This window comes from Arenibacter aquaticus, assembly GCF_003957295.1.
Taxonomy (GTDB): Bacteria; Bacteroidota; Bacteroidia; order Flavobacteriales; family Flavobacteriaceae; genus Arenibacter; species Arenibacter aquaticus.
In genome coordinates this window covers 23643-41341 of sequence record NZ_RQPJ01000003.1, presented here as the reverse complement: position 1 = coordinate 41341, position 17699 = coordinate 23643, and the positions used below count along the sequence as shown (strand labels likewise).

At 39.4% G+C, this 17699-nt stretch carries 10 protein-coding genes and 3 pseudogenes; 9 read left to right on the top strand and 4 right to left on the bottom strand.

Annotated elements, in window-relative coordinates; genetic code table 11:
- Positions 1-268: 268 nt before the first annotated feature.
- The 9 genes and pseudogenes from EHW67_RS07440 to EHW67_RS07400 form a co-directional block, all read left to right on the top strand.
- Positions 269-1609, top strand: coding sequence for a Gfo/Idh/MocA family protein (locus tag EHW67_RS07440; protein ID WP_126161750.1), 1341 nt, complete (start codon positions 269-271; stop codon positions 1607-1609).
- A gap of 401 nt (positions 1610-2010) precedes the next feature.
- Complete coding sequence (locus EHW67_RS07435; protein WP_126161749.1) at positions 2011-2433, top strand: HYC_CC_PP family protein; 423 nt, start codon at positions 2011-2013, stop codon at positions 2431-2433.
- A gap of 109 nt (positions 2434-2542) precedes the next feature.
- Positions 2543-6331, top strand: coding sequence for an efflux RND transporter permease subunit (locus EHW67_RS07430; protein ID WP_126161748.1), 3789 nt, complete (start codon positions 2543-2545; stop codon positions 6329-6331).
- Entirely contained in the window at positions 6328-7545 is a 1218-nt protein-coding gene (locus tag EHW67_RS07425; RefSeq protein ID WP_126161747.1) for a TolC family protein, read from the top strand. Before EHW67_RS07430 ends, EHW67_RS07425 begins: the two co-directional genes overlap by 4 nt.
- A 52-nt stretch (positions 7546-7597) precedes the next feature.
- Positions 7598-8167 carry a DUF3347 domain-containing protein gene (locus EHW67_RS07420; RefSeq protein WP_158285095.1) on the top strand — a complete coding sequence of 190 codons (570 nt, stop codon included), beginning with the start codon at positions 7598-7600 and terminating at the stop codon, positions 8165-8167.
- Between the two features lie 133 nt (positions 8168-8300).
- The gene (locus EHW67_RS07415; protein WP_126161745.1) at positions 8301-8795 is read left to right on the top strand and encodes a DUF305 domain-containing protein; all 495 of its coding nucleotides are present in this window, start codon (positions 8301-8303) and stop codon (positions 8793-8795) included.
- 14 nt (positions 8796-8809) lie between these two features.
- Positions 8810-10075 (top strand): annotated as a pseudogene (locus tag EHW67_RS07410) (efflux RND transporter periplasmic adaptor subunit); the annotation flags it as partial.
- A 164-nt stretch (positions 10076-10239) separates the two neighbouring features.
- The gene (locus tag EHW67_RS07405; protein ID WP_126161743.1) at positions 10240-10503 is read left to right on the top strand and encodes a hypothetical protein; all 264 of its coding nucleotides are present in this window, start codon (positions 10240-10242) and stop codon (positions 10501-10503) included.
- A 12-nt stretch (positions 10504-10515) separates the two neighbouring features.
- Positions 10516-10752 (top strand): annotated as a pseudogene (locus EHW67_RS07400) (sulfatase-like hydrolase/transferase); the annotation flags it as partial.
- Positions 10753-10924: 172 nt separating this feature from the next.
- On the opposite strand, the gene EHW67_RS07395 reads toward EHW67_RS07400, so the two are convergent.
- The 4 genes and pseudogenes from EHW67_RS07395 to EHW67_RS20995 form a co-directional block, all read right to left on the bottom strand.
- The gene (locus EHW67_RS07395) at positions 10925-11572 is read right to left on the bottom strand and encodes an SCO family protein (protein ID WP_126161741.1); all 648 of its coding nucleotides are present in this window, start codon (positions 11570-11572) and stop codon (positions 10925-10927) included.
- Between the two features lie 2 nt (positions 11573-11574).
- On the bottom strand, positions 11575-13254 hold the full coding sequence (locus EHW67_RS07390) for a tetratricopeptide repeat protein (protein ID WP_126161740.1): 1680 nt from the start codon (positions 13252-13254) through the stop codon (positions 11575-11577).
- Between the two features lie 828 nt (positions 13255-14082).
- A complete protein-coding gene (locus EHW67_RS07380) occupies positions 14083-16338 on the bottom strand; it encodes a carbohydrate binding family 9 domain-containing protein (RefSeq protein WP_238389865.1) in 2256 nt (751 codons plus the stop codon).
- A gap of 632 nt (positions 16339-16970) precedes the next feature.
- A pseudogene (locus EHW67_RS20995) lies at positions 16971-17600 on the bottom strand (permease); the annotation flags it as partial.
- Positions 17601-17699: the final 99 nt, after the last annotated feature.

Below are 17699 nucleotides of genomic sequence, written 5' to 3'. Positions count from 1 at the left end.
AACCAGATCGATTTAAATATCGATGCTCCATTTGAACAAAATCTAGGTTATTAGTTATAAACTTGTTTAAATGCTAATCAAATACCAGATTTTTTTTAATTTTAGTTTTGAGGAATGGTGTGTATAATAGTTATCTAAAGTAAAATATAGAACATAAATCGGCACTATTTTAATAAAAATGAAAAAAGGTTATATCTTTTACCTGTGAACCAAAAGAGGCTCTTGATTTTTTATAACCTAAAAGTCAAATAAATTTAAAAAGCATATAATGACGACAAGAAGAAATTTTATTGCGAAAACCGTCTTAGGAAGTGCAGCTGTGGCTGTTGGCAATTCGGCCATGGCCATGCCAGCAAGTAGCTATAGCCGTATCATTGGGTCCAATGACCGACTCAATGTGGCCATCGCCGGTCTGGGGCGAAGGTTGGGTGCCTACTATGATCCTATTGCTAGAAAAGAGTCGAACGTACATCTCATGTACCTCTGTGATGTAATGGAAAAGCAACGTGTGAGTGGTTTGGAAAAATTCTCTAAACATATCAGTTACAAACCGAAATTGGAGAATGATATTCGGAATGTACTGGCCGACAAAAAAGTGGATGTGCTTATCAATGCCACACCAGATCACTGGCACGCACCAGGTACCATAATGGCAGTAAAAGAAGGTAAGCACGTATACGTAGAAAAACCGGCAAGTCATAATATGCACGAAAATGAAATGTTGGTCGCGGCCGCTGAAAAGTATGATAAAGTTGTACAAATGGGGGCCCAACAACGTTCCTCTGCCCATACAATGGAAATAATCAATGAAATCCATAACGGGGTTATTGGTACCCCATATAAGGCGGTTGCCTTTTATTCCAGTGGAAGGGGAGAAGTGCCACATCAGAAAAAAACAGCTGTCCCACAAGGTTTGGATTGGGATCTTTTCCAAGGTCCGGCACCCAGACGTGACTATACGGAGGAAACATGGGACTATAACTGGCATTGGTATGGTTGGGACTACGGTACGGCCGAATCAGGTAATAACGGTACCCATGAATTGGATGTAGCCCGTTGGGCACTTCAGGTCGATTTTCCACTACATGCCGAAGTGGAAGCGTCAAAAAGACATTTTGTGGATGACGGCTGGGAAATGTACGATACCATGGAGGCTACTTTTAAGTTTTCAGGGGATAAGGTTATTCAATGGGATGGAAAAAGTAGAAATTCCTATAATACATATGGTTCCGGAAGGGGTACAGTTATATATGGTAGTGAGGGGACGGTTTTTGTAAACCGTAACATGTACAAACTTTTTGACCGTAAAGGAAAATTGGTAAAAGATAGCAAGTCTGCTTCCAATGAGGCAGGAACCGCTTTAGGTGGAGGAGGAGATATGTCTACGGCCCATGTAGTGAATTTCTTTGATACTATTCGTGGCAAGGCAAAAGCTAACGGACCTATCTCAGATGGTAGCATAACAATGGCCATGGTACATTACTCCAATATTGCATATAGAATTGGTAGAGGTTTTGATATTGATGAAAAAACAGGACGTATGTTTGATAGGGATGCCATGAATTTGTGGAGTCGTGACTACGAAAATGGTTGGGAACCCAAATTGTAAGGGCCTAGAAATAGGATCTAAATTATTAGCTGTAAAATGGAGGAAACATTCGTAAAGTTTTGTTCAATGGTAAAAAGGAACATTGCTAACCGTGATAGCCTTTGTTAATGCAGCTGGTTATCTAGAATAGGTTGGGAGTTTTAAAGACTCCTAGCAGCTTTTGTAGTACATAATAAAGGAATAAGGGGCAACCCTTGTTCCTTTTTTACTTTCAGATGCCATGGTGAAAATCTGTTGATCCACTAAGGGAGAGAATGGATTGGAGAGCAACGAGGAACAGAATAACATTTTTTAGTTTCCCATTGTAGTTCTTTATGGAACTTCAGAAATTATGATCTAAATTTCCAAATTACTGTTAAAAAGCACAACAAAACTATAAAATTTGTAATTTTGCATTACCAATGAAAAAAACGGTAACCAAAATAGCGTCCCTTGCAATGGCATTTTTAGTGCTATTCTCCACCTTGTCCTTTTCGGTGGATTTTCATTATTGTGGAGAGCATTTGGTAGATTTTAGTCTTATGGAGAAGGTAGATACCTGCATGATGATGGCAGAAAAATCTACCTCTGAGACCGAGTGTTCTATTGTAAGAATGGATATGGATTGTTGTGAAGACGTTCAATTTTCCCAAGAAGGACAGGAGGATCTAAAAAGTACTTTCCACCATATTTCTTTTGACCAACAACTTTTTCTCACCTCCTATTTTTATAGCTACATTAATTTATTTGAGGGGCTAGATGAGAATATTGTCCCTTTTAAAGATTATACCCCTCCGCCTCTGATACGGGATATCCAAATTCTGGATCAGACATTCCTTATTTGATTATTAAACTTTAGAAATTAAGCCCAATGGCCATTGCTGTTCAGGGCTAGAATTGTTATGCCTAAAGTTTGGGCCTAACCTACTTTCTAACTGTTTAATACTTATTTAAATGCTCAACAAAGGAATTAAATTTCTTATTGAAAATAAACTGGTTGCGGTACTAATGCTTCTGCTATTTGTTGGATGGGGTACCGTGAATGCACCATTTAATTGGGACACCGGATTTTTGCCGCGTGATCCTGTTGCTGTAGATGCCATTCCCGATATAGGTGAGAACCAACAAATAGTTTTTACCAAATGGCCGGGGCGTTCACCCCAGGATATAGAAGACCAAATTTCATATCCCTTAACTACTTCGTTATTGGGAATTCCGGGGGTTAGGACTATTAGAAGTTCTTCCATGTTCGGATTCTCCAGTATCTATATCATTTTTGAAGAAGATGTAGAATTTTATTGGAGTAGAAGCCGGATTCTGGAAAAGTTAAACTCCCTCCCTACAAATCTTTTACCCGATGGGGTTAACCCTTCCTTAGGACCTGATGCCACGGGATTGGGACAAATATTCTGGTATACCTTGGAAGGTAGGGACCAAGAAGGCAATGTAACAGGGGGCTGGGACCTTCACGAATTAAGAAGCATACAGGACTACTATGTAAAATATGCCCTGTCCGCAGCAACTGGTGTTTCTGAGGTAGCCTCTATTGGGGGGTACGTACAGGAATACCAAATAGATGTAGACCCGGAATTGATGCGTCAATATAATATTGGTTTACAACAAGTGGTCAAGGCTGTTAAACAAAGTAACCGGGATATTGGTGCACAGACCTTGGAAATCAATAAAGCAGAATATTTAGTCCGGGGATTGGGATATATTGAGTCGATAGATGATATTAAAAACGCAGTTGTATCTTCTGAGAATTATACCGCTCTCCGGGTACAGGATATCGCCAATGTATCCCTAGGTCCAGCTGTGCGAAGAGGTATCTTGGATAAGGAAGGGGCCGAGGTTGTTGGAGGGGTAGTGGTGGCCAGATATGGTGCAAATCCGTTAGAGGTTATAAATAATGTCAAGGATAAGATCAAGGAACTAAGTCCTGGCCTCCCTTCCAAGGAATTGAGTGATGGACGTACTTCCCAACTTAACATAGTACCCTTTTACGACCGTACAGAACTTATTCAGGAAACCTTGGGAACACTCAATGAGGCACTGACCTTGGAAATTCTGATCACTATTCTGGTCATTGTGGTGATGGTGTTCAACCTTAGGGCTTCTGTACTTATTTCGGGGCTTCTGCCCGTAGCAGTTCTTATGGTTTTTATAACCATGAAGCTATTTGATGTAGATGCCAATATTGTGGCGCTTTCGGGAATAGCCATTGCTATTGGTACCATGGTTGATGTTGGGGTGATATTGGCCGAGAATATGATTCGGCATTTGGAGGATGAGAAGTTGAGAGCCGATGAAAATGGAGAGGAACTCACTACAAACCAGATTATTTACAATGCCACTTCTGAGGTCTCCGGTGCAATCTTAACGGCAGTAATGACCACTATAATAAGTTTTATCCCGGTTTTTACAATGATAGGTGCCGAGGGTAAGCTATTTCGTCCCTTGGCCTTTACCAAAACCATGGCGCTTAGTGCATCCCTGATTATAGCCCTATTTCTAATTCCCCCATTCGCCGCCTTCCTGTTCAGGAAAAAGCCGAGCAAGAGCGTTATGGGATTAATTTTCAGCCTAGCACTTATAGTTTCTGGGCTTGTTGCCTTGGTCTATGGTTACTGGTTAGGTCTAACCTTAATAGCCTTTGGATCCATAAAACCCCTAAAGGATACAGAACTGGCCGGACGGCTCTTCAAGGGTTTTGCGCTCACGGAAAGGCAGGCAAATTTGCTGAATATCATTATTTCGGTGATAGCCATCGTTTTTCTCTTGGCAGAATACTGGCGCCCCTTGGGATTTGACAGAAGTATGGTGATGAACCTAATTTTTGTGGGAATCATTTGTTTTGGTCTGTTGGGGATATTCACATTATTTAGATCTTATTACTCCCAAATATTAAGTTGGGCCTTACAAAACAAAGTGCTGTTTTTGCTTATTCCGGCCACGGTGTTAACATTGGGGATAATTATTATGAGGAATACGGGTAAAGAGTTTATGCCTGCTTTGAATGAAGGCTCATTTCTTTTAATGCCGACTTCTCTCCCGCATGCAGGTGTAGCGGAAAACAAAAGGGTGCTGCAACAATTGGATATGGCCGTGGCAAGTATCCCGGAAATTGAAACTGTAGTAGGTAAGGCGGGAAGAACAGAATCTGCATTGGATCCAGCTCCCATGTCCATGTATGAAAACATCATCCAGTATAAGCCGGAGTATATGCTGAACCAGTCAGGTAAACGCCAACGTTTTAAGGTGAATAAAGATGGATTGTTCATACTTAAAAATGATACCTACAGCCTAAATCCCAACAACGTATATCAAAAAAACAGCTCCCAATACGAGGATTCGGAAATGATTGCTTTCTCAAGTGTAGAAAGGGATGACTTAATCCCGGATGAGGATGGTGAATATTTTCGTAATTGGCGTCCCGGTATAAAAACCCCTGACGACATATGGAATGAAATTGTTAGGGTCACCCGATTACCAGGGGTAACCTCGGCACCTAAACTACAGCCTATAGAAACCCGTCTGGTAATGCTTCAAACCGGAATGAGGGCTCCGATGGGTATAAAGGTTAAAGGGCAGGATTTAGCCCAGATAGAAGCCTTTGGCATCCAATTGGAAAACATCTTAAAAGATGTTGAAGGGGTGAAAGAGGAGGCTGTTTTTGCCGATAGAATTGTTGGGAAGCCCTATTTATTGATAGATATTGATCGTGAAAAGTTGGCCAGGTACGGAGTACTTGTGGAGGATGTGCAGCAGGTGTTGGAAGTTGCTGTTGGTGGTATGACATTGACCCAGACCGTAGAAGGCCGTGAACGATATGGTGTTCGTGTACGTTATCCAAGGGAACTTAGGGATAATCCCATGGATATCAAGAATATTTATGTTCCGGTAGCCCAAGGTAGTCCCATACCCCTAAACGAATTGGTAAGGATACGTTACGAGAAAGGGCCGCAGCTTATTAAGAGCGAGGATACTTTTTTAATTGGATACGTACTGTTAGACAAGAAGGACGGTTATGCCGAAGTTAATGTGGTTGAAAAGGCACAGGAAGCAATTCAAATGAAAATCAGGAGCGGGGATCTAAAGGTGCCTCCAGGTATCAGTTATAGTTTTACTGGGACCTATGAGAATCAATTACGGGCAGAAAAAACCTTGTCCGTTGTGGTTCCGTTGGCTTTGTTCATCATCTTTTTGATACTTTATTTCCAGTTTCGTTCCATCTCCACATCCTTGATGGTATTTACAGGTATTGCCGTAGCTTTTGCGGGAGGTTTTATCATGATTTGGCTATATGGCCAAGATTGGTTTTTGAATTTTAACCTTTTCGGTGAAAATTTACGGGATTTGTTCAACATGAAGACTATAAACCTTAGCGTAGCGGTCTGGGTAGGTTTCATAGCTCTTTTTGGTATTGCTACTGATGACGGGGTAGTTATGGCCACCTATCTTACCCAAACCTTCAGGAAGGAAAAACCTGATGATCTTGCTAGCATCCGATCGGCAACTGTAGAGGCCGCAGAAAAACGTATCCGACCTTGTTTAATGACCACGGTAACTACCATTCTTGCATTATTGCCGGTTCTTACCTCTACAGGAAAAGGCAGCGATATTATGACCCCCATGGCCATACCCATTTTTGGTGGTATGATTATAGACGTAACCTCCTACTTTTTGGTACCGGTACTTTATAGCTGGCAAAAAGAAATTCAACATAAAAGACAAATTAAATGAAAAAGATTGTAGCAACAATTCTGGGACTTTATGCGACGAGCCTGGCAATAGGGCAGACGCTGGAATCATATATTGAAGAGGCGGAGGCAAATAATCCAGAGGTGCTGGCCTTTGAAATACGTTATCATATTTCCCAGAAAAAAATCAGGGAGGCAAAAACATTGCCCAACACGGAGCTAAGCGCAGGCCTATTTATTAGTGAACCCGAAACGCGAACAGGTGCGCAAAAGATGCGATTTTCCATAAAACAGATGTTGCCATGGTTTGGTACCGTTACCGCAAGGGAAAATTATGCTTCATCTCTTTCTGAAACCGATTACTTGGAGATAGCCATAGCAAAAAGAAAACTCAGATTATCGGTTTCCCAAGCCTATTATAAGCTCTATGCAATTAAAGCTAATCAAGTGGTTTTGGAGGAGAATATCCAACTCCTAAAATCCTATAAAAGACTGGCACTGGCTTCCGTGGAGGTTGGTAAGGCCTCGGCAGTGGATGTACTTAGGTTGCAGATTAGACAGAATGAAATGTTGGAGCAATTAAAAGTATTGGAGCTAAAGTTTGTATCCGAAAGCGGTGTTTTCAACACCCTGCTTAACAGAGCTCAAGATTCGGAGGTTAGCATAGTGGGTAATCTAACTATTCCAATTGGGCAAGAGGAGGTTTCCAAAGACCTTGGCTTACATCCAGAACTTGAGAAATACGATAGGCTATTTCAATCGGTTACCCAATTTGAGGAACTAAACCAAAAAGAGTCCAACCCCAATTTGGGATTTGGACTGGACTATATCCCTGTTGCGGAAAGGACAGACATGGCTATAGCAGATAGTGGAAAAGACATATTAATGCCGATGGTTTCCCTTTCCATTTCCATCTTCAATAACAGATATAAATCCATTTCAGCGCAGAATAAATTGCGAAAAGATCAAATCATGGCCCAAAAAGCCGATCGTAAAAATCTATTGGAGTCTATTTTAATATCAGCCATCAATAACACGGAAGCTGCAAAAATTAGCTACAATACCCAAATTAAAAATTTGGAGGAGGCCGGTAATGCCGAGGATATCTTGATCAAAAATTATGAAACCGGTACAATCAACTTTAACGATGTATTGGATGTACAGGAGCTGCAACTTCAGTTTCAAAAAAAGAAAATAGAGGCCACCAAAGACTATTATAGCCAAAGGGCAGTAATCAATTACTTATCAAATCAATAAAAAAATCAAATCAATTAACTATAAATCAATGTCTAATATAAATTTAATAAATATGAAAAGTAACAAAACAAGAACAATGAAATACAACAAAGCATTTATTTTCTCAGCTCTAATAGCTATGGTTATGACATCTTGTGGAGAGACTAAAAACAAACAAGAGGCTAGAATAAATACGCAGAATGAAATTGAGCAAAAAGAGAAACATACTGCAGATATTGCAGACGCTTCATTTTCCGACGGTATGACAGGAAAGGTCTTCCACAACTATCAACAGATCCGTATGGCATTGGTAAATTCTGATGCCGAGGGAGTACAAACGGCTGCCACTAATCTTGCGGAAAGCTTTTCGGAAGAAAGGGAAAATATAAAGTCTAAAGCCCTAGCTATGGCTGAGGATGCCAATCTGGAAAGTCAACGACAACTATTTTCCAATCTAACCCAAGAGATAGAGCCACTAATAAAGGAGTCCCTATCTGGAGGAAAGGTTTATAAACAATTCTGTCCTATGGCTTTGGATGGTAAGGGAGCTTACTGGATTTCCAATGTGGAAAAAATTGAAAACCCCTATTACGGAAGTAAAATGTTGAAATGTGGCAAGGTAACGGAGACCATTGAAAAATAAGCAGGATGCCTTGTAAACAATAGCCTGTTGCGCTAGATATAATACATAAAAGCTGCTTGGCCCACCTTGGATAGGTAAAAGTAAAGGGCTCATTGTATGGACTGTCAAATATTCACTTTTAATATTATAGTATATGGATTATTCCAAAAAAAAGAGTACCAATCACGGATGGAAAAGTAATTATATAAAGTTTGCTATTATGATGGCTACCTCCTTTGTCATAATGTATTTGGTTATGTTCTTGAATGCCGATGTATTGGATCATGTGATGTTGAGCAATACCAGAACCTATATGACGATATTGATGATAGCTCCAATGGCCTTCACCATGTTGTTGTTTATGTGGGATATGTACGGGAACAAGAAAACGAATTTTGTAATTCTCGTAGTATCAGTTGTGGTTTTCATAGCCACCCTAGTAGGATTGCGGCAACAAAGCTTTATTGGTGACGTGCAATGGATGAAAGCTATGATACCACATCATTCTTCAGCAATAATGGTTAGCCAAAAGGCTCATTTAAAAGACCCGGAGGCCATCAAATTGGCGGAAGACATTATTGAGGCACAAAAGAGGGAAATTGCACAAATGAAGAAGATGTTATATCGACTTCAGCAGAATGAAAATTAATTTAATTGAAACCCATGAAAAAAAATATTCTATATATCGTTATTGCTGCCCTAGGGGGGGTTATAGCGGGATACCTAATTTTTGGTATGCCCGGGGACACTACCATGGACCAAGGGCATACCCACAGTGAGGAAATGGTATCTGACGGAATGTGGACATGTTCCATGCACCCCCAAATAATGCAAAAGGAACCTGGAGACTGTCCTATTTGCGGTATGGATTTGATTCCAACAGAAACAGATCAGGACGGATTGAGCGTGGATCAATTTAAAATGACTAGAAATGCATTGGCACTAGCCGATGTAAGGACAACTAAAATAGGTTCGGCCAATACGGAAGATTCCAATATAAAACTTTCCGGGGTTATTCAGCAGAATGAAAAAACACTTGCCACTCAGGCCTCCTATTTTGATGGACGTATAGAACAATTGTATGTGAATTTTAAGGGGGAAAAGGTGGAATATGGACAGCAGTTGGCTACCATATATTCGCCAGATCTTGTCGCGGCCCAGCAAGAACTAATTACAGCTGGCAGCCTTAAAGAATCCCAACCTGCTTTATATGAAGCGGTTCGTAATAAACTAAAATTGTGGAAACTATCCGAAAGGCAAATAAATCAGATTGAGGAGTCCGGTAGGGTGAGGGAAAATTTCCCTATTTATTCCAATATTTCTGGAACAGTCTCAGAAATTATGGTGAAAACGGGGGACTATGTAAAGAAGGGGGCACCTATTTTTAAAATAGCCGATCTAGGAACGGTTTGGGCTGTTTTTGACGCATACGAGAATCAATTGTCCTTGTTAAAGAAAGGGCAGGAGATTATAATATATAGTAAGGCCTACCCTAATAAAAAATTCAACGCTAAAATTTCCTTTATAGATCCTATCCTAAATACAAAAAGTAGAACAGTAGAGGTGAGGGCCGATTTGCAAAATCCAAAAGACCAACTCAAACCAGGTATGTTCGTCTCAGGCTTGGTAGACTTGCCGTCTTCTTCCAAAGAGGGAAGGATAGTTGTGCCTGAAAGTGCCGTAATGTGGACTGGGGAACGTTCTTTGGTCTATGTGAAAACAGACCCCAATGAACCTATATTTGAAATGCGGGAAATTGCATTGGGGAATATAGCCCATGGCGGTTACATTGTTCACGCTGGCTTAACGGATGGGGACGAGATAGTGACAAACGGTACTTTTACCGTTGATGCCGCAGCACAATTACAAGGAAAAAAATCAATGATGAATAAAAATACCGGAACTAAAACTAATGGGCACGTAGGACATTAAGGGGGAAACTAAGGAACTTTTTTGGCTAGTCTTTTATTTTGATTTTTAAGGGGTTATTAGAAATTAATTGGCTAATGCAATATAAAATACAGCATTGGGAATGGGTTTTTATTAACCCTTTCTGCCTACGACAGTCAAAATGCCATAAAGTCCTAAGTCCAATGCAACTTAATAAGGTTCTACTATTCCTTTTAATAGTGTTTTTCTTTGCCTGTAATGCAACAGATGAAGCACAGATTATAATTGCAGATAAAGAGGAGGAGACTATAGAGGAATTACCAGAAAACCCTACCACAGTTTCCACAAATGACAGTCCCAATATACTCTTGATTATTGCGGATGACATGGGTTTGGACGCCACGCCAAATTTTAGTATCGGCGGTATAAAACCTACGATGCCCAACCTTTATAAATTAATGAATTAGGGTCTTACCTTTAATAATGTTTGGTCTAACCCAACATGTACGCCTTCTAGGGCTGCAATGATTACGGGTAAATTTGGTTTTAGAACCAATATGACCAGAGTGGGCGATGAGTTGTCAACAACTGAAACTTCACTGCAGACATTCATTGATCTAAATTCAGAAGAAAACTACACGATCGCTGTTATTGGTAAATGGCACTTGGCGAATGATAGGCAACACCCCATGGAAATGCAATTGGTTATAGTCTAGGTTATGGTATGCAGCAAATGAAAATTCAATTAAATTAATAAAAAGGTAATAAACCTCAGGGCAAGCCCTTAGTAAGGGGAAATCGGTTCTGGTTCAATCAACACGGTCTTCATGTTTGGTTGTACCAACTACATGAAGACTTGGTAGTTGTACCCAGTATTAACAAATTAAACTAATTCTGCTTTGTCAATATCTTTAAGTCTTTTATCAGTCGCGTTATTTCAAGGGAATCAGTTCCGTTGTAAACACCACGAATCTGTTTTTTTTGATCAACTAAAACAAAATTTGGTGTATGAATAAAATCTTGCAAACCCCCATCACCTTGTTCTACAACCGCAAAATAACTTTTTCGGGCTAACTCATAAATATGCTTTTTATTACCAGTTGTAATATTCCATTTAGAGTCTATTACCCCATTATCTGTGGCATATTGGCGTAATACTGGAATACTATCAATTTGCGGGGTGACAGACAATGACAAAAACATTATTTGATCATTTTTTAGAAATTCTTTTTGAAGTACAGCCATATTATTGGTCATGATCGGACAAATGCTTGGGCAACGTGTAAAGATGAAATCTACAACGTAATTTTTATGATTATAATTCTCCTGTGTAATTGTATCTCCATTTTGGTTTATAAGGGTAAAGTCGGCTACTTTATGATTTTTGCTTTGTTGTTGTAAATTCAAATCAACCAATTCAGGATTGAAATCGGATGGATTGTAAACTGGCAACTCTTGCTTTCCTTTGGTTATACAAGAGTTGATCAATATAAAAAACAGGACGATTGGACCATTTTTAAAAGTAGCTTTATTCATAGTCAGATATTTTGAAGCAGAAAGGATTTTGCTTCGGCTAGCTCTGGCCTGTCGCTATTAGAAAATTTTGTTTGATTTAAAAGAGTTTCAAAGTAAAATTTAGCCTTTTCTTTTTCGCCAGATCGTTTTGCGGCTACTGCGGCGCCATAAATTCCATTAAAACGGTTGGGACGTCTCTCTAAATTTAATTCATAATAATTGAGTGCTTCACCGGGACGGTCCATTTCTAATAGCATATCAGCCAAAAGTTCGTCTGCCGGTACTATTTCACCTGGCGTTACGGGATGTTTGGAGGTCATACTTTCCATTTCACAAGCAATTGTCATTAGTGCTATAGCTTCTTCGCTTTTCCCTTTTTTTAGAAGCATCCAGGCTTCAATTGACTTAATCTGAATTGCTACCTGGTTCGCTTTATAAACGTCATTAATAGTAAGAAGTTCTTTTTCAGAATTACGAAGTAGTTTTAGATTTTCTTCGGCAGCGTTTAAATTATTAATATGAACGCTTCCCAAAGCTTTTGCAAAATTGAGTAAGGAACGCTGCCAAGGGTATTTTTTCCAATCTAAATCCATAAGTTGTGGCAACTCAATCACTGCTGCTTCATCCCACTTTTTGTTTTCTACGGCTATGCGGGCTGGAATGGCAGCTGCGGTATAGGCAATTTTAAAATTTAGCGGAAATACTTTTTTAAATGATTTAAGATAATTGTATTGTTCTTTTGCCATTGTGTTGTTGCCAGTTTGCAAATAAGCATAGACTAAATATCCCATAGCATGTACTTCTTCATCCCAATGAGCTCCTGGTTCAATGCTTTCGGCATAACAAACGGCAGAGGAAGCGGAATTAATATTGGTTTTGATTGACTCCTCCCACAGGCCTAAGCGAGTAAAAATGTGCGATGGCATATGTTGTGCATGTGCCGAGTTTGGAGCAATTTCTGCGTAGCGTCGGGCAGTGCTCAGTCCTAATTCTGCTAATTCGGGATAATCGTATGAATGAATGATATAATGAGCTATTCCTGGATGGTTGGGTTCTTTAACAAACAGTCTCTCCAATATCTTGCCTGCTTCCTTTTGAACGCTATAGGTTTTATCTGTTGGTAGTGCTGAAGCCCTAAGAGCTAAAGCATAAAAAACGGCAATTTCGGTATCACCTTCGTTCTCCTTGTATAATTCTTCCATTTTCTGAGCGTAGCGTTCCTTCCTGGTTTGGTTGTCTACCGTTTCCCAATCCCTGTAAAAAGCCCCGATGGCCTCTAAATATTGTTCTGCTTTTTCCGATTTTGGCAGTTTTTCTGCAACGGCCAAGAGTTTTACTCCTTTCTCCAAAACCGATTGCTCTGGTGGGGCCCATAATCCGTGATAAATACTCATTGCTACACCCCAATATCCCATAGCACATTCCGGATCTTTATCAATAACCTGGACAAATGCTTTTTCTGCCTCAATATATTCGAAAGAATGAAGAAGGGAAATTGCAAGGTTAAAGGTTTCTCTTGTTTCATAACTACAGGATTCAGAAAAACTCACATCACCAAATTGTCCATCTCCACATAAAAGTAGTTCACCTCTCAATAGATCAAGAGAGCTTAAGTCTGGAGTAGGTTTGTGATTTTTACAAGAGAATATAAAAATTAATAGAAGTGAGGATAGAGATAGTAAATAATTTATTGAAGGTTTCATACTACAAGATACGAAAATATTAGGCGGGATATATTTATTGGGTACAACAGTAGTGTGTGCAGCAACCCCGTTTTAATAAAAATAGCAACTACTATTGAAGTTTAAGTAAATTGGGCGAGTTTTTGTTGAACTATAATTTTGGACCTTGAAGATATGTAAAAAGTCGGCAAAACAGGTAGGTAACAGTACCTACAAGTTTCAGCGCGACAAGCTATGATCTAAGCTATTACATTTATTTTAGAAAATCGCCAATGGTAAAACAAAGTCGGAAATTGCCTCCTTACTGTTGCCAACCATCTATAGGTTTTTCCATGCTGGTTTTGTAGCGCTTATACTTTTTCTTTGCCCACCAAACCAACCGCGCACTTAGCAATCGAAAGACTTTTGTGGGTTCGTACATCTTAAATTTACCGCATCCACTCCTGCACTCCCTTGGTTGGAACTCATTTTTTATAAGTCTCCCAAACCATTTGGCCGCTTATCGGTATTAATTTTGTTTCATTACATTAAATCATCCTCAGTCTTATGAGTTGGTCAATAAAATGTAACGGTACAACCCAAGCCCTTGGCTCCATTTCCGATACACAAATTTGAAAACCCTTTGACTATTGGTTTAATACGAAATGAGATGCAATAGGTCGCGGAAAGTACACGGAAATTAAGAGGGTACAACAAAGCAATTGCAAGCGAATGTCGCTTAACGCTTCTTTTAGTTTCTGAACCAAAAATAACAGACTATAACATTTCGTATTATTCTCCCAGCTTTTCCCTATGAGTAGTGCAAGCCATGCTTATTTGATTCTCAATAGTCTTTAAAACTATTACCACCTAAAAACGATAGGTATAAACCGCTTTCATCGCCGCACTCTGTTGTCTTGTAAAAAGTCTTCTATTCAATGTAGGGTCGTTTAGCCAATTGTGGTTATACACAAAAAAAATGTCGGTACCAGGGGTAATTATCCATCTAAAACGGGTGTTGGTCCCCAGAATATCACTTATATCATCAAATTGAATGTTAGACGAAAGTGAAATATTTGGTGTAAAATCAAGGCCAAGATCTATTTGGAATAAATTAGTCCTAAATCCACTGTTTTCAGCAGTTACATGGGCATATGTGTACCCACTGCTAAGATTAATACCAGGTGTTGGGCGAATAGTTAGCCCCAAAAGAAGCCTTTTTATATTTCCTGTCCAAAATCCTCCGGCTTCATAATCAATTGATCCAGAAACCTTACGAAAGGATGCAGAAGATGCCTGCAATTCGTATCGCCAATTTACATATTTCCCAGGAGCAACGATAACAGCATTGTCACCAAGTATATCAAAGTCTTCATTAAGAAATTCAAAGCCCCGAGCGATTTGAATACCTAAATTATCACCAGATTCAAATCGGATCGTTCCCAAATTAAACCGAAGATTTTCGGTAAGAAGTTTATTGTCCAATGAAGTGAGATACTCATAGTAAATACCCCATTCTATTTCTCGTATAAAGTGGCTCTTTTCAAATAGAGGAGCATAGTAAATTGCCGGTTGTAGCCTTTTAAAACCATTACGTTGGTTAAACCCGATCGCTGGATCATACTCATCTCCAAATTCCCTGTACGAAACCCAAGCTGACCAGGGTTGATTGGGAAAATTAAAGCGCAATCCCCGGACTGATCTATCGGACAAAGAGGTAGCATTATCTAAGGGTGAAGCGGGGTTGTGCGCAACAAAAAAGGCTGAGAATTGCAGTGTATTATCTCCAAGAAATTCTGAAGTACTTATATTTAGATCGGTACCCCAAGTTTTTCTATCTTGAATAGGGTTACCAAATAATATATCGTCTTGGGTGCTTCTATGGGAATATATTAGGCCGATGGAACTCTCCTTCCAGAAATTTCTTCTATATCTGGCAACAGAAAAATTTTCTGGATTCAGCTCTCCTTCCCTTTCTGTACGGACGTGTAATAGTGCAATGTTGCTCTTGCCTATATTTCCTATAAGCCTACCTCCATACTTAATTGGAATTGGTATCCCGTTCACCAGTCCAATTCTGCGACTAAAATAAGGGTCTACATTACTCGATGGTGCAAATTGCCAAATGGAGGATCCCTCTAGAAAAAAATCTCTTTTCTCAGGGAAACGTAAAGGAAAACGAGTAAGATTTATTTGTCGACTGTCTACCTCGGTCTGGGCAAAATCCGTATTGTAGGTAATAGAAGCTTTCAATTGTGATGTAATGTTGTAATTAATATCAAACCCAAGATCCGCAGAAGAAGTACTGATGGATTCAGCCCTCTCCTCATCATATTCCTTGCTGTATTGGGTAATACCATAAGGGATAATTTCTAACCCTAATCCCTGCGATAGACCAACAAGCCTTTTAAGAATACCGGCATTCTGCGGTCGTAACAATCCCTGATTACGGCGGTGTCCTGTCCATAATTGTTCCTCGTTTTTACGACGTACGGTCCTTTGAAAATTAATTCCCCAAACATCGCTTTTAGGATCAAAGTTTATGCTGCGAAAGGGGATTTTGATTTCGGCAGACCAACCAAAATCACCTGTATAGGTCCATGCGTTCCAAATACCATCCCAGTCTTTGTTCAACGTTTGACCCTGACCTGAAGAAATGAGACCATCTCCCCGTAATCCCAAGGGATTTATTTCAAAAAAATAGGCACTTCGCTTGTCCATAAACGTATCAAAAATCCATCTAAAACGATCATCTGTCTCTAAGGATGCGTCCCTCTTCTTTTGAAAAGTCTTTATATCTGACGGACTACTATCATAACAAACAACTGCGATATAAATATTATGGCTATCGAAGGCAATTCGTACTTCAGTTTGCTCTGTTGGTTTAGCGCCTTCTTTTGGTTCTTGCATTAAGAAATCGCCATTGCCCGGAATAGTAGTCCAAAACTCTTCATCCACAATTCCGTCCATACGTAGTTCAATACCATTAAGTGAATAACCAATTATTTCCTTTACATCATTTTCATTATCCATGTCCTGACCAAATCCTAGAACAGTTATAAGGTATATAGGCATCCAATAAATGGCCTTTATCAGGATTTTCGTAAAGTGTTTCTGGAAATTCATTTGTTTTGCTTCACATTGATTTAAGCTATAATGTCCGTCTTAATTTTCATCATGACCCTATTTTCCCAATATGTCCACAAGGATCATAATGATTGTACCTTTGTAATAATATCTCCTAAAAATACATAGTGCCCTGGACTGATCATTCCCAACCGGTGTGACGATTGCATAAGTTAGTCAAAAATTCTTTCACGGCCATTATCAATGGTAGGAGGATAACCTTAACGAGAACCCGAACGGGAAGATTGGAAAGTATACCAAGTACAACCTATCCTTCACCACGGTGGATGTAGTAATGAGATCCGTATATTTGGCGGTTAGGGAAGCGGCCATAAAGTGGTTTATCCGATTAAGGAACTGGTCAATAATCCTAAATCAGTTCTCAACGATCCTGTCCCAAACGGTCAGGCGGGTATGAAAGAGGGTCAGAATTTAGATAAAAGTCCAACCCCTGTTATTTTAAAGCCGCAAAATATACGGGATAGTGCCAAATAGCGGGTTTATTAATTTTAATTTAGTTTGTTGGTTTAAAAATTGTTTTGGGATCAAGATAGCCAGTAATTGCAATGATCCTATTATTAATAGCGCATGGCTTATAGCAATATCGGCATCTCCAAAAAAGGCGATACCTAGGAATGTGTCTGGTACAAAAGCCACAACAATTCTTTCTATGGTGAATCCTATTGTGACGTCTTTCCTTACCATTTTCCACTCCATGGCATAATGTTTTCCACCCTTGGCCCTGTTTTAAGAAGATTTTAATTTTTTATTAATAGGTTATTGGTCAGGATATTGATCCTCATGTATGGATTCATTCACTCTGTCTCGTATATTTTTTATAAGACTTTATGGATTAAGGATACGGATAAGTAACCAACTGAACAGGATGGCAATATTCCTCCTACATATTCTCCAATCATAAACTGCCAGCCTAGAAAGATGGATATAATGATTCCTAGTACAATTACAAGGTTGGTCGAATCTAAAAATAAAGGCAATAGATGATACAAAACTGACTCCTTTTTGAAATAGAGATCTAACGCTGAAAAACTACAGGAGCTACTTATAAATCATAAGAAAGTCCCCAGTAGAACACTTTTTCCACCTTTGTTGCTTATTGGTTCTTGCATTCGTTTTTCAGTAATGAATATTTGGATAGATGAACTAGTTATATAACATCGAAAGAAAGCCCACAACACCATCCAGATAAATCCTAGACTGGTATATGCGGCTTCCCTCCATTGTTTAAAAAATTGATTCATGTGGTCTTGAGTTATTTATTAAAGTGTTTCCCATCCCAGCCGCTTAACTTTTGATAATGGTCTGGGCATAAAGCTAAAGTTTATTACGGGTCCAAAAGC